At 63.3% G+C, this 21,084-nt stretch carries 20 protein-coding genes; 17 read left to right on the forward strand and 3 right to left on the reverse strand.

The features are described 5' to 3' along the window. The first annotated feature begins 249 nt into the window (after nt 1-249). The 13 genes from ASD80_RS04815 (at nt 250) to ASD80_RS04880 (ending at nt 13,750) form a co-directional block, all read left to right on the forward strand. Nucleotides 250-3,252, forward strand: a complete 3,003-nt coding sequence (locus ASD80_RS04815) for a 2-oxoglutarate dehydrogenase E1 component (protein WP_056229925.1) — start codon at nt 250-252, stop codon at nt 3,250-3,252. Between the two features lie 12 nt (nt 3,253-3,264). Then, a complete protein-coding gene (gene odhB, locus ASD80_RS04820; RefSeq protein WP_056229731.1) occupies nt 3,265-4,554 on the forward strand; it encodes a 2-oxoglutarate dehydrogenase complex dihydrolipoyllysine-residue succinyltransferase in 1,290 nt (429 codons plus the stop codon). 147 nt (nt 4,555-4,701) lie between these two features. Beyond that, complete coding sequence (locus ASD80_RS04825; protein WP_156460328.1) at nt 4,702-5,148, forward strand: hypothetical protein; 447 nt, start codon at nt 4,702-4,704, stop codon at nt 5,146-5,148. Nucleotides 5,149-5,227: 79 nt separating this feature from the next. After that, entirely contained in the window at nt 5,228-5,740 is a 513-nt protein-coding gene (locus ASD80_RS04830; protein ID WP_056229736.1) for a hypothetical protein, read from the forward strand. Nucleotides 5,741-5,804: 64 nt separating this feature from the next. Then, the gene (locus ASD80_RS04835; protein WP_056229738.1) at nt 5,805-6,437 is read left to right on the forward strand and encodes a LysE family translocator; all 633 of its coding nucleotides are present in this window, start codon (nt 5,805-5,807) and stop codon (nt 6,435-6,437) included. An 18-nt stretch (nt 6,438-6,455) separates the two neighbouring features. Beyond that, a complete protein-coding gene (gene lpdA, locus ASD80_RS04840) occupies nt 6,456-7,865 on the forward strand; it encodes a dihydrolipoyl dehydrogenase (RefSeq protein WP_056229740.1) in 1,410 nt (469 codons plus the stop codon). Between the two features lie 344 nt (nt 7,866-8,209). Next, nucleotides 8,210-9,187: a TRAP transporter substrate-binding protein gene (locus tag ASD80_RS04850; RefSeq protein WP_056229746.1), complete on the forward strand. Its 978-nt coding sequence runs from the start codon at nt 8,210-8,212 to the stop codon at nt 9,185-9,187. A gap of 59 nt (nt 9,188-9,246) precedes the next feature. After that, nucleotides 9,247-9,774, forward strand: coding sequence for a TRAP transporter small permease (locus ASD80_RS04855; protein ID WP_056229749.1), 528 nt, complete (start codon nt 9,247-9,249; stop codon nt 9,772-9,774). A gap of 3 nt (nt 9,775-9,777) precedes the next feature. Then, nucleotides 9,778-11,061, forward strand: coding sequence for a TRAP transporter large permease (locus tag ASD80_RS04860; RefSeq protein WP_056229752.1), 1,284 nt, complete (start codon nt 9,778-9,780; stop codon nt 11,059-11,061). Between the two features lie 2 nt (nt 11,062-11,063). After that, the gene (locus ASD80_RS04865; protein ID WP_056229928.1) at nt 11,064-11,822 is read left to right on the forward strand and encodes a FadR/GntR family transcriptional regulator; all 759 of its coding nucleotides are present in this window, start codon (nt 11,064-11,066) and stop codon (nt 11,820-11,822) included. Then, entirely contained in the window at nt 11,819-12,649 is an 831-nt protein-coding gene (gene kduI, locus ASD80_RS04870; protein ID WP_056229755.1) for a 5-dehydro-4-deoxy-D-glucuronate isomerase, read from the forward strand. Before ASD80_RS04865 ends, kduI begins: the two co-directional genes overlap by 4 nt. 38 nt (nt 12,650-12,687) lie before the next feature. Beyond that, nucleotides 12,688-13,410, forward strand: a complete 723-nt coding sequence (kduD, locus tag ASD80_RS04875; RefSeq protein WP_413813361.1) for a 2-dehydro-3-deoxy-D-gluconate 5-dehydrogenase KduD — start codon at nt 12,688-12,690, stop codon at nt 13,408-13,410. A 4-nt stretch (nt 13,411-13,414) separates the two neighbouring features. Beyond that, the gene (locus tag ASD80_RS04880; protein WP_056229931.1) at nt 13,415-13,750 is read left to right on the forward strand and encodes a cupin domain-containing protein; all 336 of its coding nucleotides are present in this window, start codon (nt 13,415-13,417) and stop codon (nt 13,748-13,750) included. A gap of 145 nt (nt 13,751-13,895) precedes the next feature. Here ASD80_RS04880 and ASD80_RS04885 read toward each other — a convergent pair whose 3' ends face one another. Then, on the reverse strand, nt 13,896-14,516 hold the full coding sequence (locus tag ASD80_RS04885; RefSeq protein ID WP_056229762.1) for a hypothetical protein: 621 nt from the start codon (nt 14,514-14,516) through the stop codon (nt 13,896-13,898). 82 nt (nt 14,517-14,598) lie between these two features. Between ASD80_RS04885 and ASD80_RS04890 the strand changes: the two genes are divergently transcribed. The 4 genes from ASD80_RS04890 (at nt 14,599) to ASD80_RS04905 (ending at nt 19,181) form a co-directional block, all read left to right on the forward strand. Next, entirely contained in the window at nt 14,599-15,216 is a 618-nt protein-coding gene (locus ASD80_RS04890; RefSeq protein ID WP_056229764.1) for a trimeric intracellular cation channel family protein, read from the forward strand. 86 nt (nt 15,217-15,302) lie between these two features. Next, a complete protein-coding gene (gene uxuA / locus ASD80_RS04895) occupies nt 15,303-16,517 on the forward strand; it encodes a mannonate dehydratase (RefSeq protein WP_056229766.1) in 1,215 nt (404 codons plus the stop codon). Nucleotides 16,518-16,872: 355 nt separating this feature from the next. Then, entirely contained in the window at nt 16,873-18,771 is a 1,899-nt protein-coding gene (locus tag ASD80_RS04900) for an ATP-binding protein (protein ID WP_156460329.1), read from the forward strand. Nucleotides 18,772-18,785: 14 nt separating this feature from the next. Then, entirely contained in the window at nt 18,786-19,181 is a 396-nt protein-coding gene (locus ASD80_RS04905) for a response regulator (protein ID WP_056229773.1), read from the forward strand. 145 nt (nt 19,182-19,326) lie between these two features. Here the strand turns inward: ASD80_RS04905 and ASD80_RS04910 are convergent, their stop codons facing one another. Both ASD80_RS04910 and ASD80_RS04915 read right to left on the reverse strand, forming a co-directional pair. After that, entirely contained in the window at nt 19,327-19,716 is a 390-nt protein-coding gene (locus tag ASD80_RS04910) for a response regulator (protein WP_056229776.1), read from the reverse strand. A gap of 11 nt (nt 19,717-19,727) precedes the next feature. Further along, a complete protein-coding gene (locus tag ASD80_RS04915; RefSeq protein WP_082555064.1) occupies nt 19,728-21,083 on the reverse strand; it encodes an aminotransferase class I/II-fold pyridoxal phosphate-dependent enzyme in 1,356 nt (451 codons plus the stop codon). Nucleotide 21,084 lies beyond the last annotated feature (1 nt).

Here is a 21,084-nt window from a genome sequence, read left to right on the forward strand (position 1 = left end):
GACGACTGCAAGTGCGACGTACGACCTAAGTCGGTCGCGCTTCAGACACAGAACGGTGCTACGCCATCCGGGCCGGCATCGGTAAGTATGATAATTGAGCCGCGGCCCTGCTCAGGGGCCCGCACGACTTAACAGGATACTAAGGATAAGCGGTCAGTATCCGCACAAAATCAGGGACCGCATGGGACCGGTTTCGCGGCCGGTTCGTTGAGAAGGATGGCGGGGCGTGGGCCTCGCATGAAAAAAGCGATGACACGACAGGAAAAGAACGACACGTTCTTGCTGACTTCGTTCCTCTATGGTGGGAACGCCGACTACATCGAACAACTCTATTCCCGCTACAAGACCGACCCTGAAAGCGTCGACGAGACGTGGAAGAGTTTCTTTTCCAAGCTCGACGACGGCGACGGTGTCGCCCAGCAGAATGCCGATGGGCCGAGCTGGGGCCGCAAGGACTGGCCGCAGAGCGCCAATGGCGAACTGGTCAGTGCGCTGGACGGCAATTGGGGCGAAATCGCCGTCAAGACCGAAAAGGCCGTGGCCAAGAAGGCCGAGGCGCTGGGTGTCGCCAAGTCGTCGGTTGCCGATGTGCTGCAGGCCACGCGCGACTCCATCCGCGCCATCATGATGATCCGCGCCTATCGCATGCGCGGGCACCTGCATGCCGATCTCGATCCGCTCAAGATGAAGGCCGACGAGCCGGCCCCCGAGCTCGATCCCAAGAGCTACGGCTTCACCGAGGCCGACTACAGCCGCAAGATATTCATCGACAATTATCTGGGTCTCGAATACGCGACCCTGCCGGAAATGCTGGCGATCCTGCAGCGCACCTATTGCGGCACGCTGGGTATCGAGTTCATGCACATCTCCGATCCCGAAGCCAAGCAGTGGATTCAGGAGCGCATCGAAGGTCCGGACAAGGAAATCACCTTCACCGCCGAGGGCAAGAAGGCCATCCTGTCCAAGCTGGTCGAGGCCGAAGGCTTCGAGAAGTTCATCGACGTCAAGTATACCGGCACCAAGCGCTTCGGCCTCGATGGCGGTGAATCCACCATTCCGGCGCTGGAACAGATCATCAAGCGCGGCGGTGCGCTGGGCATCAAGGATATCGTTTTGGGCATGGCCCATCGCGGGCGCCTCAACGTGCTGACCCAGGTGATGGCCAAGCCGCATCGCGCCCTGTTCCACGAATTCAAGGGCGGCGCCTTCTATCCCGACGACGTCGAGGGTTCGGGGGACGTCAAGTACCATCTGGGCGCGTCGTCGGATCGTGAGTTCGATGGCAACAAGGTCCACCTGTCCCTTACCGCCAATCCGAGCCACCTCGAAATCGTCGATCCGGTGGTGCTGGGCAAGGCCCGCGCCAAGCAGGACCAGCACATTTCGCCCGATGGCAAGCTGGTCAATATCGCAACGGACGGCAAGCCCGACCGCTCGATGGTGCTGCCGCTGCTGATCCATGGCGATGCCGCCTTTGCCGGGCAGGGCGTGATTGCCGAATGCCTGGGGCTCTCGGGCCTCAAGGGGCACCGCACGGGTGGCTCGATCCACTTCGTCATCAACAACCAGATCGGCTTCACCACGAGCCCGATGTATTCGCGCTCCTCGCCATACCCGACCGACGTCGCCAAGATGATCGAGGCGCCGGTGTTCCATGTGAACGGCGACGATCCGGAGGCTGTGGTGTTCGCGGCCAAGGTGGCGGTGGAATATCGCCAGAAGTTCGGCAAGCCTGTCGTCATCGACATGTTCTGCTATCGCCGCTTCGGCCATAACGAAGGCGACGAGCCCAGCTTCACCCAGCCGCTGATGTATTCCAAGATCCGCTCGCACAAGTCGACGCTGGAGCTTTATGCGGAAAAGCTGGTGGCCGAAGGGCAGTTGACGGCCGAAGACGTCGACAAGATGAAGGCCGATTGGCGCGCCAGGCTGGAAGCCGAGTTCGAGGCCGGGCAGGACTATCGTCCGAACAAGGCCGACTGGCTCGATGGCGCCTGGAAGGATTTCAAGCCCGCCGATCAGGAAGGCCCGCGTCGCGGCCAGACCGGCGTCGAGATCGACCGGCTCGCCAAGGTCGGCACGGCGCTGACGCGCATCCCGGAAGACTTCAACGTCCACAAGACAGTCAAGCGCTTCATGGACAATCGCCTGGCGGCGATCGAATCCGGGGAAGGCATCGACTGGTCCACGGCCGAGGCCCTGGCCTTTGGTACGCTGGTGACCGATGGCCACCCCGTGCGCCTCAGCGGCCAGGATGTCGAGCGTGGCACGTTCAGCCAGCGCCATTCGGTGCTCAACGACCAGGTCGAGGACAACAAGACCTATACGCCGCTCAACAATCTCGATCCCGAGCAGAGCCGCTACGAGGTCATCAACTCGATGCTGTCGGAAGAGGCCGTGCTCGGCTTCGAATACGGCTATTCACTGGCCGAGCCCAAGGCGCTGACCATCTGGGAAGCCCAGTTCGGCGATTTCGTGAATGGCGCGCAGGTGGTGATCGACCAGTTCATCTCCTCGGGCGAGCGCAAGTGGTTCCGTATGTCGGGCCTGGTGATGCTGTTGCCGCATGGCTATGAAGGGCAGGGGCCGGAGCATTCCTCCGCCCGTCCCGAGCGTTTCCTGCAGCTCTGCGCCGAAGACAATATGCAGGTCGCCAACTGCACGACGCCGGCCAACTACTTCCACGCCCTGCGCCGCCAGATGGAACGCGATTTCAGGAAGCCCTTGATCCTGATGACGCCCAAGAGCCTGCTGCGCCACAAGCGCGCCGTTTCGGGGCTGGCCGAGATGGGCCCCGATTCCTGCTTCCATCGCCTGCTCTGGGACGATGCCGAGGCGCCGGGCGCCCCCAAGACCACGATCAAGCTGGCCGCGGACGACAAGATCCGCCGCGTCGTGCTGTGCACCGGCAAGGTCTATTACGACCTGCTGGAAGATCGCGAGAAGAAGGGCATCAACGATGTCTATCTGCTGCGCATCGAGCAGCTCTATCCGTTCCCGGCCAAGGCCTTGCTCGATGAACTCAGCCGCTTCCAGAATGCCGAGATCATCTGGTGCCAGGAAGAGCCCAAGAATATGGGTGCCTGGGCCTTCATTCAGCCCTATGTTGAGTGGGTCTTCGACCAGATGGGCCGTACCGGCCAGCGCGTGCGCTATACCGGCCGTCCGGCTTCCGCTTCCACCGCCACGGGTCTGATGCGGACCCATCTTGCCCAGTTGCAGGCCTTCCTCGACGAAGCCCTCGGCAATTAAAAGGACAGAACAATGTCGACTGAAATCCGCGTGCCGACACTGGGCGAAAGTGTCACCGAGGCGACCATCGGCCAGTGGTTCAAGAAGGTGGGCGACGCCGTCGCCGCCGACGAGCCTATTGTCGAGCTGGAAACCGACAAGGTGACCATCGAAGTGCCAGCGCCGGCCGCCGGCGTGCTCGAAGCCATCGCCGCCCAGCCGGGCGAGACGGTGGATGTGGGCGCGCTGCTCGGCGCCATCGGTGGAGCGGGGGCCGGCGCCGCTGCCGCCCCGGCCGCCAAGCCTGCCGAAGCGCCGGCTCCCGCCAAGGCCGAGGCGCCTGCCGCCAATGCCGCTGGCCCCGAGCCGGTGAAGCCCGCTGCCGGTACGTCCATGCCGCCGGCTCCCGCCGCGCAGAAGATGCTCAACGAGACCGGCCTCAACGGCTCGGACATCGAAGGTTCGGGCAAGCGCGGCCAGGTGCTCAAGGAAGACGTGGTCGCTGCCGCCAGCAAGCCGGCCCCGGCTATTGCCGAAGCGGCTCCTGCTGCCGCGCCCGCCGCCAAGCCTGTCGAGGCCAAGGCGCCTGCAGCCCCGCGCGCCCCGGTTTCGGCCGACGATGCCGGCCGCGAGGAGCGGGTCAAGATGACCCGCCTGCGCCAGACCATTGCCCGGCGCCTCAAGGATGCGCAGAACACTGCCGCCATGCTCACCACCTTCAACGAGGTGGACATGAAGCCGGTGATGGACCTGCGCAATTCCTACAAGGAGCTGTTCGAGAAGAAGCACGGCGTCAAGCTCGGCTTCATGGGCTTTTTCACCAAGGCCGTGGTCCACGCGCTCAAGGAAATCCCGGCGGTCAATGCCGAGATCGACGGCGATGACCTGGTCTACAAGCAATATGCCCATATCGGCGTGGCGGTGGGCACCGACAAGGGCCTCGTGGTCCCGGTGGTGCGCAATGCCGACCAGATGTCGATTGCCGAGATCGAGAAGTCGATCAACACGCTGGGCAAGAAGGCGCGCGACGGCCAGCTTTCCATGGCCGACATGCAGGGCGGCACCTTCACCATCTCCAATGGCGGCGTCTATGGCTCATTGATGTCGACACCTATCCTCAACGCGCCGCAGTCCGGTATTCTGGGCATGCACAAGATCCAGGAGCGGCCGGTCGTGGTCGGCGGCCAGGTCGTCATCCGTCCGATGATGTATCTGGCGCTGAGCTACGATCATCGGATCGTCGACGGCAAGGAAGCGGTGACCTTCCTGGTTCGCGTCAAGGAGAGCCTCGAAGCGCCGGAACGCCTGGTGCTCGACCTCTAGGCAATCATGTTCGGATGTTACAAGGGCCCGCCACACCGGCGGGCCCTTTTTCGTTAGCATTATCGTGATGGGGGCGGCGCTCGATGCTAACAGTCTGTTAACGTCAGTGGTCCAGTGCTAACGCGCTTTCTCGGAGTTGTGCGCCTGTTGCGTCCCCTGATTTTCCCCGCCGTCATCTGGCTCGCCACACTTGTCCCCGCTGCCGCACAGGATGCCGCCGATGCCGAACTGATCGGCGAATTGATGGCTTTTCACGGCTCACATGCCATCGTCTCGGCCATGACCACCCATTGCTACGAAACCACCGGACTCGACCCGGCCTTCAAGGCGGCCAGCGACAACTGGTATCTGCGCAATATCGGGTTTCTCGAGCTTGCCGACCGGGTCATCGCCCGGCTGGGCGGCGGTGAAGAGGGCCAGCAGCAGGCTGCCGAGACCTATGGCGGCAGCCAGATCATGAGCGCCTACAATCAGGCCGCCGACAAGGACGGCTTCTGCCGCGCCTTCCTCGAACAGGTCGATAGCGGCGCGCTCGACATCGACAAGCAACTGCCCGAAGCGCTGGACAAGGCGCAGGACATCGCGGCGCAGTAGGCGGTCACCACCCCCACATGCGGGTTGGCCTCTGACGCCATTGCGCTAACGTGTCCTCACCATTGAAAAGGGGCGTATCATGTGGCGGTTGGTTTTCCTGGGCGTCCTGTTGCTGGCGGTTCCCGCCCAGGCGGCGGACTGCACGCTGACCAATGCGCGCTACAAGCAGCCCGACGCGCCGTGGTGGCTCACCTTCAAACGGGTGCCGCGATTCTCCGCGCCCAACCAGGTGGCTGCCTTCTATCTGGAACTGGCCAATTCGAGCGTCGAAATGCAGGGCGCCGTGCATGTGCCCAATGGCTTCGGTTCGCCCCTCTGGTCGATAGAGGGGCCGTGTACGCCGCCCGAATTTGCCGAGGAGGGCGCGCCGGTGGAACTGTGCGGCTTCCTCGATGATGGCCAGTATCCGGCCATTTATGGCGAGTATGACGGCGCCGTGCGCTTCCTCGAAACCGGGGCGGGGGCCGCGACCCCCGAGCAGATCATCCTGCCCAACCTGGCGGTGAGCCTGTGGTATTCGAGCTACCGGCAGACCGAGTGGCTGGACGGTATCGACATCGGCGATGCCTTTACCCTTGAGGGATGCGACTGACCACATTGCCGCAGGGCCGTGCCTGGTGTAACTGCTTGGCCGCATAACCACTCCGCGGTGCCCGATGACCTTTCCCTGGCTCGAATTCGCGGCGCTGATGCTGGCCTTCGGCATCAATGCCGTCATTCCCGGCGCCGATTTCGCCATGGTGCTGCGCCAGTCCATCGCCCATGGGCGGCGGGCCGCCCTGTTCACCTCGGCCGGCATCGCCACCGCGATCCTGGTCCATGGCAGCTATACGCTGCTGGGCATCGGGGTCATCGTCGGGCAATCGCTGCTGGCCTTCAACATCATCAAGTGGATCGGCGCGGCGTATCTCGTGTGGCTGGCCATTTCGGCCTTGCGCGCCCCGGCGCCCAAGCCGCCGGAAGAAGGCGATCTGTCCACGGCGCGGCGTGGCGATTTCGCCGCTTTCGCCCTGGGATTCCTCACCAATCTGCTCAATCCCAAGGCCGTGCTGTTCTTCCTCGCGCTCTTCACAACACTGGTCTCGGCGCATACGGGCGGCGACATCAAGGTGCTCTATGTCGGCTGCATGAGCCTCATGCTTTTTGCCTGGTTCGCTTTGGTGTCGGTTTTCTTTACGACACCCTCGGTACGGCAAGGCTTTTTCCGTTTCGGCCGGTGGTTTAATCGGGTTACCGGCATTACATTCATCCTGTTGGCGGTGCGCGTCGCGCTCGCCCAGCAGCACTAACCAGTTTCGGGGCTACAAATGGCAGACGCGTTCGATCTCACCATCATCGGCTCGGGTCCGGGCGGCTATGTCGCGGCGATCCGCGCGGCGCAACTGGGGATGAAAGTTGCGGTGGTGGAGAAGTGGGCGACGCTGGGCGGCACCTGCCTCAATATCGGCTGCATCCCCTCCAAGGCGCTGCTGCATGCCTCCGAATTGTTCGAGGAAGCCGGCCACGGCTTCAAGGCGCTGGGCATCGACATTCCGGCGCCGGTGCTGAACCTGCCCGGCATGATGAACCACAAGACCGAGACGGTGGCGGCCAATGTCGGGGGCGTCGATTACCTGTTCAAGAAGAACAAGATCACCACTTTGCGCGGCATCGGCACCATCGTTTCGCCCGGCAAGGTGCTGGTGACGCCGCAGACCGGCGCGCCCACCGAGATCGAGACCAAGAATATCGTCATCGCCACCGGTTCGGTTTCCGCCGGCCTGCCGGGCATCGAGATCGACGAGAAGCGCATCGTCACCTCGACCGGCGCGCTGACGCTGGACAAGGTGCCGGGCAAGCTGCTGGTCATCGGCGCCGGCGTCATCGGGCTCGAACTGGGTTCGGTCTGGGCGCGGCTCGGCGCGCAGGTGACGGTGGTCGAATATCTCGATCGCATCCTGCCGGGCATGGACAGCGAAGTGGCCCGCCAGTTCCAGCGCATGCTGCAAAAGCAGGGCATGGAGTTCAAGCTCTCCAGCAAGGTCGCCGGTATCGACAAGCAGGACGATGGCTCGCTCAAGGTGCGGGTCGAGCCGGCCAAGGGCGGCGACATGGAGATCATCGATGCCGACGTGGCTTTGGTCGCCATTGGCCGCAAGCCCTTCACCGAAGGGCTGGGCCTCGATATCGTGGGCGTGGCGCTGGACGAACGCGGCCGCGTACGGGTCGACCAGCACTACAAGACCTCGGTCGACGGCATCTATGCCATAGGCGATGTCATTGCCGGCCCGATGCTGGCGCACAAGGCCGAGGACGAGGGCATTGCCGTGGCCGAAATCCTCAATGGGCAGGCCAGTCATGTGAACTATGCCGCCATTCCGGCGGTGGTCTACACCAACCCGGAAATCGCCTCGGTCGGCAAGACCGAGGACGAACTCAAGGCCGAGGGTATCGACTACAAGATCGGCAAATTCCCCTTCACCGCCAATGGCCGCGCCAAGGCGATGCTGGCGACGCAGGGCTTCGTGAAAATCCTCGCCGACGTGGAAACCGACCGGGTGCTGGGCGCCCATATCGTGGGCAAGAATGCCGGCGAGATGATCCACGAACTGGTGGTGCTGATGGAATTTTCGGGTTCGTCCGAAGACCTGGCGCGCTCCACCCATGCCCATCCGACGCTGTCGGAAGCGGTGCGCGAGGCGGCTTTGTCGCTGGGCGACGGCGCGATCCACATCTGATCTGATGCCAGAGCTAAGTCATTGCGCCGTCGGATTATCCCCGGCGGCGTTTGTGTTGTTACAATGGATATCCCGGCCCGATCCAATGGGCGGCCGCGGAAAACTTATCCCCCATAGGGGCAAATTCAGCCTGAAAGTCATCATACAACATACAATAATTTTGTATGTTGACTTACCACTGCCGCTTCCATACCAGTTTCATCACCAAGTCCGGCAAGAGTCCAGACGACAACGGGCGGGCTGGCGCGACGGGAGGGAAGACCCGATCGCGGATCAAACGGCATCGGCAGGAAAATGACGCGGAGGACGCGTTGGCCGATGTCATCCCATGGGAGGACATTTAGATGTTTCATCTGCCTAAACTGGCAGCGACCGCGCTTGTCGCTGCAGCCTTGATGGTTTCGACGGCCAGTGCCCAGACGGTGCTGCGTTCGTCCGATACCCATCCCGATGGCTATCCGACCGTCGAGGCGGTCAAGTATTTCGGTGAACTGCTGAGCCAGAAGACCGATGGCCGCTACTCGGTGGAAGTGTTCCACTCCGCCCAGCTCGGCGAGGAAAAGGACACGATCGAACAGACCCAGTTCGGCGTGATCGACCTCAACCGCATCTCGATCGGCGCCTTCGGTACGCAGGTGCCGGAAGCGACCGTGGTGCAGCTGCCCTATATCTTCCGCTCGGCCGACCATATGCACCATGTGCTCGATGGCCCGATCGGCGAGGAAATCCTGGGGGCGTTCGACGCCGTGGACGTGATTGCGCTGGCCTATTACGACGGCGGCGCCCGCTCGTTCTACAACAGCGAAAAGCCGATCACGTCGCCGGCCGACATGGCGGGCATGAAGCTGCGCGTCATGCAGTCGGACATCTTCGTGGACATGGTTGCGGCCTTTGGCGGCAATGCCACCCCGATGCCTTATGGCGAAGTCTATTCGGGTATCCAGACCGGCGTTATCGACGGTGCCGAGAACAACTATCCGAGCTATGACACTGCCGGCCATGCCGAAGTCGCCAAGTACTACTCGCTCGACGAACACCTGATGGTGCCGGAAGTTCTGGTGATCTCCAAGATCGTCTGGGACGGCCTGACCCCGGAAGACCAGGTGCTGTTCCGCGAAGCCGCCAAGGAATCGGTGGCCAAGCAGCGTGAGCTGTGGGCTGCCAAGGAAGTCGAATCCAAGGCTGCCGTGGAAGCACTCGGCGCGGTGATCAACGAAGTCGACAAGGCCCCCTTCATCGAAGCCATGGGCCCGGTCTATGACAAGTATGTCACCGATCCGGCGCTCAAGGACCTGGTTGCCCGTATCCAGGCGACTGAATAAGCAATGCTCCGGGCCGATGCAGGCGCATCGGCCCGGCTTCTATCGTCTGGAGGACAATCATGCGAGACGGGCTTCTGCCGATCAGCCGCAGGCTGGGACAGCTTTCAAACATGGTCTTGTGGCTGGCCGGGATCGGTCTTGTCGTCATGACGACGATCGTCGCCTATCAGGTGTTCATGCGCTTCGTGATCAATGCCTCGCCGTCCTGGACGGAAGCCGGCGCGATCATGCTGGTGACCTGGTTCGTCTTCCTCGGCGCGGCGGTGGGCGTGCGCGAGAACTTCCATATGGGGTTCGACGTGCTGATCTATGTGCTGCCACGCGGCGCCAAGCCGTGGCTGCGCTCCATCAGCGATCTCTGCATCTTCGCCTTTGCCTTCGGCATGGTCTTTTATGGCGGCGAACTGGTCATCCGCTACTGGTCGACCCGCATCCCGGTGCTCGGGCTGCCGACCTCATTCACCTATTTCCCCATCGTGGTCTCGGGCGTGCTGATGTGCCTGTTCTCGCTGGAGCGCATCCTGTTGCGCCTGGCTGGTGAACCGGTCGACGACATTGTTGCCGATCCGACGATCACCGAGGCCTGATACATGGAATACTGGATTCTCTTCGGCGTCTTCACGGTCCTGATGGTGATCGGCACGCCGATCGCCTATTGCCTGGGTATCGCCAGCTTCGCCACCATCGTCTATCTGGGGCGCCCGGCCGTCGTGGTGTTCCAGCAGCTCAATTCGGGCGTGTCGGCCTTCAGCCTGCTGGCGATTCCGTTCTTCATCTTTGCCGGCGACCTGATGATGCGGGGCGGCATCGCGGCGCGGATCATTTCATTTGCCGGCGCCCTGATCGGGCATGTAAGGGGCGGGCTGGGGCAGGTCAATATCGCCGCCTCGACGCTGTTCGGCGGCATTTCCGGCTCTGCCGTCGCCGAAGCGGCGGCCGTGGGCGGCATCATGATCCCGCAGATGAAAGAGCGCGGTTATGGCGCCGATTATGCGGTGAATGTCACCTCGATGGCGGCGCTGATCGCGCTGCTGCTGCCGCCCAGCCACAACATGATCATCTATTCGCTCTCCGGCGGCGGCAATATCTCGATTGCGGACCTGTTCACCGCGGGCATCATTCCCGGCCTGCTGCTGGCGGCGGCGCTGAGCGCCACAGCCTATTGGGTCGCCGTGAAGCGGGGCTATCCCACCGAGAAATTCCCCGGTTTCCGCCGGGCCGGCTATTTCCTGCTCGTCTCCATTCCCGGCCTGATGCTGATCGCCATCATCTTCGGCGGCGTGCGCTCGGGCATTTTCACTGCGACGGAAAGCTCGTGCATCGCGGTCATCTATGCGCTGCTGGTGACTTTGCTGGTCTATCGCTCGCTGAGCTGGAAAGAGTTCGTCCATTCCGTGCTTGGCGCGGTACGGACCACGGCCATGGTGCTGTTCATCATCGGCGCGGCCGCCTCGTTCGGCTGGCTGATGGCCTATCTCAAAGTGGCCACCATCCTCACCGCCGGCATGGCCTCGATTTCGAGCGACCCGCTGATGGTGCTGATCATGATCAACATCGTGCTGCTGCTGCTCGGCACCTTCATGGATATGGGGCCGCTGATCATCATCACCACGCCGATCTTCCTGCCCATGGTCAAGGAATTCGGCGTCGATCCGGTGCATTTCGGCGTCATCATGATCCTCAATCTGGGCATCGGCCTCAACACACCGCCGCTCGGGCCGGTGCAGTTCGTCGCCGCTGCTGTCGGCAAGATCACCGTCATGCAGGCCATGAAGAGCATCTGGCCCTTCTATCTGGCGGGCCTCATCGTGCTGGGTCTCGTCACCTACATTCCGGCGCTGTCGCTATGGCTGCCGGCGCTGTTCCGGAGCTGACGATGAGCGTATCCGACATCGGGACGGCGCCAGCGGGGCGCAAGCCCAAGCTGGCCGAGCTGGTGGTGGATACGCTGCGCAAGCGCATCGGCACGGGCGAATACGACACCGGCAGCAAGCTACCCACCGAGAGCCAGATGACCAAGATATTCGGGGTCAGCCGGACGGTGGTGCGCGAGGCCATCGCGGCGCTGGCGGCGGACGGCATCGTCGAGGCCCGGCAGGGCGCGGGCGTCTTCGTCATCGCCCGCGGCGGCATGCGCGCCATCGACAGCGGCAATCGCATCTCGGACGCGATCAACGTGCTCGAAGTGCGCATGGGCATCGAGATCGAAAGCGCCGGGCTGGCCGCGCAGCGGCGGACCAATTCGCAGGACGCCGCCATCCACGAGGCGTTCCACGAATTCGACCGGCTGCTCGAACGCGACGAACCCACGGGCAAGGCCGACTTCAACCTGCACCACGCCATCGCCGCGGCGACCAGCAACCCCTTCTATGTCGAAGTGCTGAATGCCCTGGGCGCCCGCGCCATCCCCTGCGATGTGCAATCGCCCTGGCGCATAGAAACGGTGCTGACGCGAGACTACCAGCGCTCGGTGCAGGCCGAGCACTGGATGATCGTCTCGGCGATCAGCGAGCAGGATATCGAGGCGGCGCGCCGAGCAATGCGCCGCCACCTGGTGCGCAGCCAGGAACTCTATCGCCAGCGCCTCCGCGAAGGCGGACCGCCTCCCGATCTAAGCCAACAGGACTATCCATGACGACCAACCACGACATCCGTTTCGCCATCGACCCGGTCAGCGCCTCGACCATGAATACGGGCGAATTGCGCGAGCAGTTCCTGATCGATGACCTGTTTGCGGTGGGGGCGGTCAACTGGACCTATACCCACTATGACCGCATGGCGGTGGGTGGGGCGGTTCCCGCCGGCAAGGCGCTGGTGCTGGACGCGATCAAGCCGACGGGTACGGCCAATTTCCTCGATCGGCGCGAACTCATCGCAGCCAATATCGGGACGGCGGGGACCATATCGGTCGATGGCAAGGACTATGCCGTGGGCCCGCGCGACATGCTCTATGTGGGCATGGGCGCCAGGGATGTGCAGTTTTCCGGCGAGGGCGCCAAGTTCTATCTGCTGAGCGCGCCGGCCCATGCCAGCCATCCGACGACGCTGATCAAGCAGAGCGATGCCAAGCGGCTCGACCTGGGCAGCCAGGAGACCGCCAACGAGCGTTCGATCTTCCAGTTCGTCAATGCCGACAGCGTCAAGACCTGCCAGCTCGTGGTGGGGCTGACCAGCTTCGCGCCGGGTTCGGTGTGGAACACCATGCCGGCGCATGTCCATGACCGGCGCATGGAGGCCTATCTCTATTTCGACCTCAAGCCCGACGCCTTCGTGGTGCATCTGATGGGCGAGCCGGAAGAAACGCGCCACATCATCGTGCGCAATGAAGAAGCGGTGATCTCGCCGCCCTGGTCGATCCATGCCGGCGCGGGCACGGGTTCCTACACGTTCATCTGGGCCATGGCCGGCGACAATGTTGACTATACCGACGCTGAAAAGGTCGGCATGGACGAGCTGCTGTGACCGATCTTTCGGCATTCAGCCTGGCTGGTAGGACGGTGATGGTCACCGGCGCCAATACCGGCATCGGGCAGGGCATTGCGCTCGGCATCGGCCGGGCGGGTGGAAGGGTGATTGGCGTCGGGCGCTCCAGCATGGCGGAAACGGCATCGCTGATGGCCGGGCTCGGCGCCGACCTCGTCGAGGTGCAGGCCGATCTGGGTTCGACCGCCGCGGCACAGGCGATGTTCGAGGCGGCGTGGGAGCAGCATGGTCCCATCGATGGGCTGGTCAACAATGCCGGCATCATCAAGCGGGTCGACGCGGTGGATTTCACCGAGGCCGACTGGGACCAGGTGATGGATATCAACCTCAAGACCATGTTCTTCCTGTGCCAGTCGCTGGGCCGGAAGGCGCTGGCGGCGGGGCGGGCCGGCAAGATCGTCAATATTTCCTCGATGCTGAGCTTCCAGGGCGGCATTCGCGTCGCCAGCTACACGGCGTCCAAAAGCGGGGTGCTGGGCATCACGCGGCTGCTGGCCAACGAATGGGCGGCCAGGGGCATCAACGTCAATTCGATCGCGCCGGGCTATATCGAGACCAACAATACCGAGGCGCTGCGAGCCGATCCCGATCGCTCGGCATCGATCCTGGGGCGTATTCCGGCCGGGCGCTGGGGTGCGCCATCCGACATCGGCGATGCGGCAGTGTTCCTGCTGTCGCAGGCCTCCAATTATATGCACGGTGCCGTCATCCCCGTGGATGGCGGCTGGCTGGCGAGGTGACGAAATGAGTGAGCAGAAGCTGTTTGCGCAGCCCAACGAGACCGAGTGGACCGAATTGGCGCCGGGCAATACACGGCGGGTGTTGATCCATACACCCGAGCTGATGCAGGTGGAGTTCGGTTTTGAGCAGGGCGCCGTGGGCGCGCCGCACAGCCACCCCCATATCCAGGTCAGCTATGTGGCCGAGGGGCGGTTCGAGGTGACCATCGACGGAGCGACGCAGGTGGTCGAGCAGGGCGGCAGCTTCATCGTGCCGTCGGGGCTGGTCCACGGCGTGGTGGCGCTGACGCGCGGCCGGCTGGTGGATGTGTTCACGCCACACCGGGCGGATTTTCTGTAGCTGTCCTGCCCATACTCACGATGTCATTCCTGCGCAGGCCGGAATCCATCTTGAGATGACTGGAACAGCAGTGGGCGTGGGACGCGTTCAGGATGGATCCCGGCCTTCGCCGGGATGACGCCGTGGCTGGGAAAGCGACCTGCCTTTACCCAATTTCACCCAGCATGGCGGCGTAGGCCGCATCGTGCCGCCCGGCCCAGTTCGGCTTTCCCGGCGCGGTCAGCCGCCCGCGTCTTGGCGGGATGAAGCTATAGATCGTGCGGCTCGGTTCCTCCTGCCAGCTCAGGTTGAAGGCGGCCAGCCTGGGGAAGAATTCCATTTCGGAATAGGGCAGATGGTCGTGGACCCACCAGGCCATGGCTTCCCAGTCGCCGGTGCGCTCGTAATAGGGCACGAAGCGGTTGACGACGATGCAGGCTGTGGCGCCCATCTGGCCTTCGGTATTGCGGCGATCCCAGATATGGCCGCCGAAATTGGTTTCGTTGCGGCCACAATTGAGCTTGTTGAGGTTGCCGAATTGGTTGACCTCGGGCGAGCGATAGGCGGAGCGGATGGAAATCTTGCCGAAGCGGGCCTGCAGCGGTTCGAGCAGGGTTTCGCAGAGCACCTTGCCGGCAGCGATGGCGAGGTCCGGATCATCGGGAATGTTCTGGAAGCCGTGGATGATGGCGATCTCCGAATAGAGGAAATCGCGCAGGAAGAAATTTTCGCTGAGGCGGACACGACCGAGGTCTTCGAGGCTTTTGACGGATTTGGGCTGGCGCATGCTGGCTCTCACTGGACGCGGCAATCTCTTGCGGTAACGTGACGAAAGACAACCCGGTTTCGACAAGGTCAGGACGGAGCCAATGCTGCTCATCGCCTTCTACATCGCCATCGCCGCCGAAGCGATGACCGCGGCACTCGCAGCGGGCCGGCGGAACATGGACTGGTTCGGGGTCTGCCTCATTGCCTGCGTCACGGCGCTGGGGGGCGGCACGCTGCGCGACATCCTGCTCGATCACTATCCGCTGTCCTGGGTGGAAAACCCCTATCTGCTGCTGGAGGTGTGTGCTGCGGCGCTGATTACCATCCCGCTGGCGCGGTTGGTGGATCGCCTGCGCTGGCCATTTCTGCTGCTCGATGCGCTGGGGCTGGTGGTCTTTACGGTCATCGGCTGCAATATCGGCATCGAGGCCGGCGTGCATCCAATCATCGTCATCGTGGCCGGCATGGTGACGGGGACAGCCGGCGGCATTTTGCGCGACGTGCTGTGCAATGATGTGCCGCTGATCTTCCAGGGCGAACTCTATGCCACCGTCTCCATGGTGGCGGGCGTGGTCTATTATCTCGGCCTGCTCTGGGCGTTGCCTGGCGATCTGATGGTGATCGTCGCCATCGTCGTGGGTTTCGCGCTGCGCGTTCTGGCCTTGGTTTTCCGTTGGGAGATGCCGAAATTCGTCTACGACCGAGACATGCGGAAGTGATGTCCAACTGTATGCAGGAATAGGGCTTTCCGCCCGCACGGTCCTGTGGCATGGACTACCATACAAGAAGCATTGGAGTGCCTGATTTGCGACAGACCTGGCGGTGGTTCGGACCCAAAGACCTGTGCAGCATCGATGATATCACCCAGGTCGGCGCGGTGGGCGTGGTCAGCGCGCTGCATCACGTGCCCAACGGGGCAGTGTGGACGCCCGAAGAGATCGCCAAACGGCATGCCGAGATCGGCACACGCAAGGATGGCACACCTTCGGGCCTGACCTGGGACGTGGTGGAAAGCCTGCCGGTTTCCGAGGACATCAAGAAGCAGAAGAATGCCTGGCGCGAGCATATCGAGAGCTACAAGATCTCGATGAGGAACCTCGCCGACAGCGGCATCGAGGTCATCTGCTACAATTTCATGCCGGTGCTGGACTGGACCCGCACCGACCTGCGCTGGACGGTGCCCAATGGCGGCTCGTGCATGCGGTTCGACATCAACGACTTCGCCGCCTTCGACATCCATGTGCTGCAGCGCCGGGGCGCGGCAACCGACTATACCAATGCCATTGCCGATGAGGCGGAACGCCGCTTTGCCAATATGGACGATGTGGCCCGCAAGCAGCTGGCGCGCAACGTCACCATGGGGTTGCCGGGCTCGACGGAGTCGATGTCGCTCGAAGACGTGCAGGCGCATCTGGATGAATATGGTGCCATTACCCGCGAGCGGCTGCGCGCCAATTTCGTCGATTTCCTCGATGCCGTGGTGCCCACCGCCGAAGGCCTCGGCCTGCGGCTCTGCTGCCACCCGGACGATCCGCCGTTCGCGCTGCTCGGCCTGCCGCGCGTGATGTCGACCGAGGCGGATTACACGTACATCCTCGATGCCGTCGACAGCCCGGCCAATGGCATGACGCTGTGTTCGGGCTCGCTGGGCGCGCGGCCCGACAACGACCTGCCGGGCATGATGGAGCGGCTGGGTGGCAAGGTGCATTTCCTCCACCTGCGCAACGTCAAGCGTGACAATGACGACATTGTAGGCTCGTTCTATGAAGCCGAGCATCTGGGCGGCGATACCGATATGGTGGCACTGATCGCCGCCATCGTGCGCGAGGAAAAGAAGCGCAAGGCGGCGGGCCGCAAGGACCATGTCATCCCCATGCGCCCCGACCACGGACAGGACATCCTCGACGATCTCGGCCGCCGCTCGCAGCCGGGCTATCCCACCATCGGGCGGATGAAGGGGCTGGCGGAGCTGCGCGGGGTGATGATGGCGCTGGAATATGAGGGGCTGGGGCTGGTGTAGTTTACCCAGGGGCCGCGCATAGGAAGCCTGTGCGGCCATCTTGGGCCTCTGACCTCGGTCATGCGCCTCCCTCCCCCTTGAGGGGAGGGACCGAGGGAGGGGGTCTGTCAGTGGACCACGGAACTACCCCCTCCCCAGCTTTGCCAAGGCCCTGCGGGCCCGGCGGCGCTACCCTCCCCTCAAGGGGGAGGGAGGGCAAGAGCCTACCAATGTAGACACTTTCCGGCGGTGGAGCCGCTTGCACTGCGAAAGGGGTCAGGCAAGGCCCACTTATCTCCACCTTCGGAACAATAGTTTACGACTTTTCAAAGTGTTGCGGCCACTCTCGGGCGGTATCCGCGCGCGAGGCTGCTCCTTGGCTATCCTGACCTTTCTGCAGGGGGTGATGAACTGGTTCATCCCCGAGCATCTGAGTGGCGACCTGCATACGCGCAAGCGGGTGCAGATGTTCATCATCAGCCATGTCTTCGGGCCGATCATCGCGACGCCCATTCCGCTGTTCCTGTGGTTTGCCGATCCGCAGCCGCTCTGGCATGTGCCGATCCTGGCGGCGTCCATCTATGGCTTCTGGCCGTTCCTGGCGCTGGTGAAGCTGTTCCCGCGCGCCTATACGCCGCTGGCCATGGCCTCAGTGCTGAACCTCACCTTCGCCATCCTGTGGGGCACCTATAATTATGGCGGCACCAGCTCGCCGTTCCTGGTGTGGTTCGTGCTGACGCCGCTGCTGGCCTTCATGTATCTGGGCTCGACCTGGACGGCGCGCATCTTCGTATTCACCCAGATCACCGTCGGCATCGCCTCGCTGTATGGGTTCTATCTTTACGGCGACTTTCCCGAGCATATCCCGGTCGATGACATGGTGGTGGCCGGCATGCTCTCGGCTTTGGGCTCGAACATCTATGTGTTCATGATGGCGGCCTACTATTCGAGCGTGGTGGACAGTCAGTCCGAGCTCATCAAGGAAATCGAGCGCCACCAGTATACGCTCAAGGCCCTGACCAGCGCCAAGGACGATGCCGAGCGCGCCAATGGCGCCAAGTCGGAATTCCTGGCCAAGATGAGCCATGAGCTGCGCACGCCGCTCAATGCGGTGCTGGGCTATTCGGAAATCCTGCTCGAAGATGCCGAGCTCGACGGGCGCGGCGAGCAGATCGCGGACCTGCAGAAGATCAGCGCCGCTGGCAAGCACCTGCTGGCCATGGTCAACGATATTCTCGATATCTCCAAGATCGAGGCCGGCAAGATGGCCCTGCATATGGAGAATGTCGATCTCGACAAGCTGATCGACGACGTCGAGGCCACGGCGCGGCCGCTGGCCGCCAAGAATACCAACAGTTTCGTGGTCGAACGCGGGTCAAGCCTCGGCACCATGCGGGCTGACGCCACCAAGCTGCGGCAAGCCATCTTCAACCTGCTCTCCAATGCCGCCAAATTCACGCAGAACGGGCAGATCACCCTGGCGGTGCAGCGCAATGGGGAGTGGATGGAAATCGCCGTGGCCGATACCGGCATCGGCATTTCGCAAGATCAGCAGAAGGCGCTGTTCTCCAATTTCACCCAGGCCAATTCCAAGATCGCCGCCGTTTATGGCGGAACGGGACTGGGCCTGTCGCTGAGCCAGAATCTGTGCCGGCTGATGGGCGGGCAGATCGAGATCGAAAGCGAGCTCGGCAAGGGTAGTCGCTTCACCATCCGCGTGCCGTCGCATGGCGAGCAGGCGGCGCCCGAACCCGTTGCCTCGCTCATCGTCCCGCCGCGCCAGTCGGCGCCGGAAGACGAATTTATCGCCGAGAGCGAAGCCGATGCGGGTGAGCGCAAGGCCGGCTTTGCCGGGATGAGCGGGCATGCCGTCAACCATGACCGGCGCCCGCGCCTGCTGGTGGTGGATGACGATCGCAGCTTCCTCGAACTGGCCGAGCGCCTGTTCATGAAGGAAGACTATACCCCGATCTGTACCGATGCGCCGCAATCGGCGCTGCAGATTGCCCGTACGGTGAAGCCGGCCGCGATCTTCCTCGACATACTGATGCCGGGCTTCGATGGCTGGGATGTGCTGGCGGCGCTCAAGGCCGATCCGGTGACCGCCGATATTCCGGTGTTCATGATCTCGATCCTCAGCGAGCGCGCCAAGGCCCTGGCGGCGGGGGCGGACGGGATCGTCATGAAACCGTTCGACGCCAGCAAGGTCAAGGCGGCCCTTGCCGGTCTCAAGGCCACGCGCGGCCAGCCGCGCGCCAAGGCCGCCAACGCATAGGACGCAACGCCGACATGACCCTGGTTCTCATCGTCGAAGACAATCCGATCAACCGCGACGTACTCGGCCGTCGGCTGGAGCGCCGCGGCTTTTCCATCCGCTTTGCCGAAGACGGCCCGAGCGGCATCGCGGCCGCCAAGGCGCTGATGCCCGACGTGATCCTGATGGATATCGGGCTGGGAGAAATGGATGGCTGCGAAGCCACGCGCCGCATTCGCGCCGACCCGGAGACGGCGGCTTTGCCGATCATCGCGCTGACCGCCAGTGCCTTCGAAAGCGACCGCGCCAATGCGCTGGCCGCCGGCTGCATCGACTTCGACACCAAGCCGGTGGATTTGCCGCGGCTGCTGGGCAAGATGCAGGCCGTGCTGGGGCCGAAGACCCCCGAAGCCGCAATGAATGTAGGGTAGGGCTTTCTGACCTCTCCCTTGGGGGAGAGGTCGACTTGCGAAGCAAGGCGGGTGAGGGGCCTACCCCACGCACCGCACCCAGTAAAGGCCCTCTCACCCGGCGCTGCGCGCCGACCTCTCCCCCGAAGGGAGAGGTAAAGAAGGCTCACCCCGCCTTTGCCAGCCGCATCGTCAGGGTTTCGCGCAGGTGGGCGAAATCGAGTGGCTTCTGGTGCACATGCGGGCGGCGCAGTCCCATCAGTTCGGCCGAGCGCTGCACCATGCTGAGGGTCTGCTCGTCCTGGCCGCTGACGATGATGATGTCGCCCGGATATTTGGCCTCGGCCAGCATGCGGAACAGCTCGATGGCGTCGACATGGGGCATAGAAATATCCACCGCCATCACGTCGGGCCGCAAGGCGGCCACGAGATTGATCACCCCACGGGAGTCGGAGGTGGCAAAGGCGTCGTAGCCGCAGCGTTCCGCCACCCGCACGATCAGTTCGGCTGACGGGGCATCGTCGTCCACGGCAAGCAGCTTGAGGGCGTGGCCCATGATGGTCTCCGTCAGGCCGCGGCGCTGGTGGCGCGGGTGCGTCCTGCGTCCTGCTGGCCCTCATGGCCGAGGCGGTATTCGAGATCGGCTTCGCGCATGGCTCTGGCCAGGATGGCGACGACCTGGTCGATGTCATCGCGCGTGTGGGAGGCCATGACCTGGAAGCGGAAGCGGGCGCCACCCTGCGGCACGGCCGGGTATTCGACGAGATTGGCGATGCCGCCCATGGCCATCAGGTGACGGCTGGCGAAGCGCCCAACGCCTTCGAGGCCGAGGCGCACCGGCACGATGGGCGACGGATCGCCCAACGTTTCGAGGCCGGCACGGGTCATTTCGGCGCGCAGATAGAGGATATTGTCCATCAGCTTGCGGCGCAGCGAACGGCCTTCCTCGGAGCGCACGATATCGAGTGCGCAGAGCACGGAGGCCGCCTGTACCGGGGAGAGGGCGTTCGAGAAGGTGTGGGTGGCGCTGTAATATTTGAGATATTCGGCGGTCGCCCGGCTCTTGACGGCGATGAAGCCGCCATTGGAGCCGAAGGTCTTGGAGAAGCTGCCGATGATGATATCGGCGGCGCCCAGCGCATTCTGCAGCCCGAGATGGCCGAGTCCGTCATCGCCGATGGAGCCCAGGTCGTGAGCGCAGTCGACCAGCAGGGTGGCGCCGAACTCGTCGCAGAGTGCGCGCATGGCCAGCAGGTCCGGCGTGTCGGAATGCATCGAGAACAGGCTCTCGGTGACCACCATGATGCCGTTTTCCGTGTCGTTGGCGCGAATGCGCCCGAGCTTGCGGCTAAGGGCTTCGAGGTTGAGATGGCCGTGATAGTGGATGTTCTGCGTGGCGGCCTTGGCGCCTTCCTGGAGGCACGAATGGGCCAGGATATCCATCACCACATGGTCATTGGCCCGCACGAAGCCCTGCACGGAGCCATAGCCCGCCGCCCAGCCGGTGGGGTAGAGCACGACTTCGCGGCCGCCGAGGAATTGGGACAGCCCCTGTTCGAGCAACAGGGAATTGGCGGTGTTGCCGAGCAAGGCGGCCGAGCCGGCGCTGTGGACGCCATATTCGTTGATGGCCGCGATGGCCGCGGTCTTGACGGCCGGGTGCGACGACAGGCTCAGATAGTCCTGGCTGGCGAAATTGATGCCGGCAAAGATCTCGCCGGTGTCGCTGCGGGCTTCGCAGCGCGCCTGCGGGGCGGTGGAGGTGGAGCGCGCATAGGGCCACAGCTCATGCTCACGGCGCAGATTTTGCCAATCGTAGAAACCATCGGCCCGCCGGATCAGGTCCGGACCCTCGGGGCTGCGGAAGTCACGCAGGCTACCGGTAAGCGCGGCTTCGGGAACCGAATTGGTCTTGATGGTCATC

The sequence above is a fragment of the Devosia sp. Root635 genome, from assembly GCF_001427605.1.
In the GTDB taxonomy this organism is placed as follows: Bacteria; Pseudomonadota; Alphaproteobacteria; order Rhizobiales; family Devosiaceae; genus Devosia.

Coding starts and splice junctions, on each gene's coding strand:
- ASD80_RS04850 (WP_056229746.1), top strand. CDS start 8,210: ATGTTTCATCTGCCTAAACTGGCAGCGACCGCGCTTGTCGCTGCAGCC.
- ASD80_RS04815 (WP_056229925.1), top strand. CDS start 250: ATGACACGACAGGAAAAGAACGACACGTTCTTGCTGACTTCGTTCCTC.
- ASD80_RS04890 (WP_056229764.1), top strand. CDS start 14,599: ATGCTGCTCATCGCCTTCTACATCGCCATCGCCGCCGAAGCGATGACC.
- kduD (WP_413813361.1), top strand. CDS start 12,688: ATGGTCACCGGCGCCAATACCGGCATCGGGCAGGGCATTGCGCTCGGC.
- ASD80_RS04865 (WP_056229928.1), top strand. CDS start 11,064: ATGAGCGTATCCGACATCGGGACGGCGCCAGCGGGGCGCAAGCCCAAG.
- ASD80_RS04885 (WP_056229762.1), bottom strand. CDS start 14,516: ATGCGCCAGCCCAAATCCGTCAAAAGCCTCGAAGACCTCGGTCGTGTC.
- ASD80_RS04830 (WP_056229736.1), top strand. CDS start 5,228: ATGTGGCGGTTGGTTTTCCTGGGCGTCCTGTTGCTGGCGGTTCCCGCC.
- ASD80_RS04855 (WP_056229749.1), top strand. CDS start 9,247: ATGCGAGACGGGCTTCTGCCGATCAGCCGCAGGCTGGGACAGCTTTCA.
- ASD80_RS04915 (WP_082555064.1), bottom strand. CDS start 21,083: ATGACCATCAAGACCAATTCGGTTCCCGAAGCCGCGCTTACCGGTAGC.
- ASD80_RS04835 (WP_056229738.1), top strand. CDS start 5,805: ATGACCTTTCCCTGGCTCGAATTCGCGGCGCTGATGCTGGCCTTCGGC.
- ASD80_RS04905 (WP_056229773.1), top strand. CDS start 18,786: ATGACCCTGGTTCTCATCGTCGAAGACAATCCGATCAACCGCGACGTA.
- ASD80_RS04860 (WP_056229752.1), top strand. CDS start 9,778: ATGGAATACTGGATTCTCTTCGGCGTCTTCACGGTCCTGATGGTGATC.
- ASD80_RS04910 (WP_056229776.1), bottom strand. CDS start 19,716: ATGGGCCACGCCCTCAAGCTGCTTGCCGTGGACGACGATGCCCCGTCA.
- kduI (WP_056229755.1), top strand. CDS start 11,819: ATGACGACCAACCACGACATCCGTTTCGCCATCGACCCGGTCAGCGCC.
- ASD80_RS04880 (WP_056229931.1), top strand. CDS start 13,415: ATGAGTGAGCAGAAGCTGTTTGCGCAGCCCAACGAGACCGAGTGGACC.
- lpdA (WP_056229740.1), top strand. CDS start 6,456: ATGGCAGACGCGTTCGATCTCACCATCATCGGCTCGGGTCCGGGCGGC.
- odhB (WP_056229731.1), top strand. CDS start 3,265: ATGTCGACTGAAATCCGCGTGCCGACACTGGGCGAAAGTGTCACCGAG.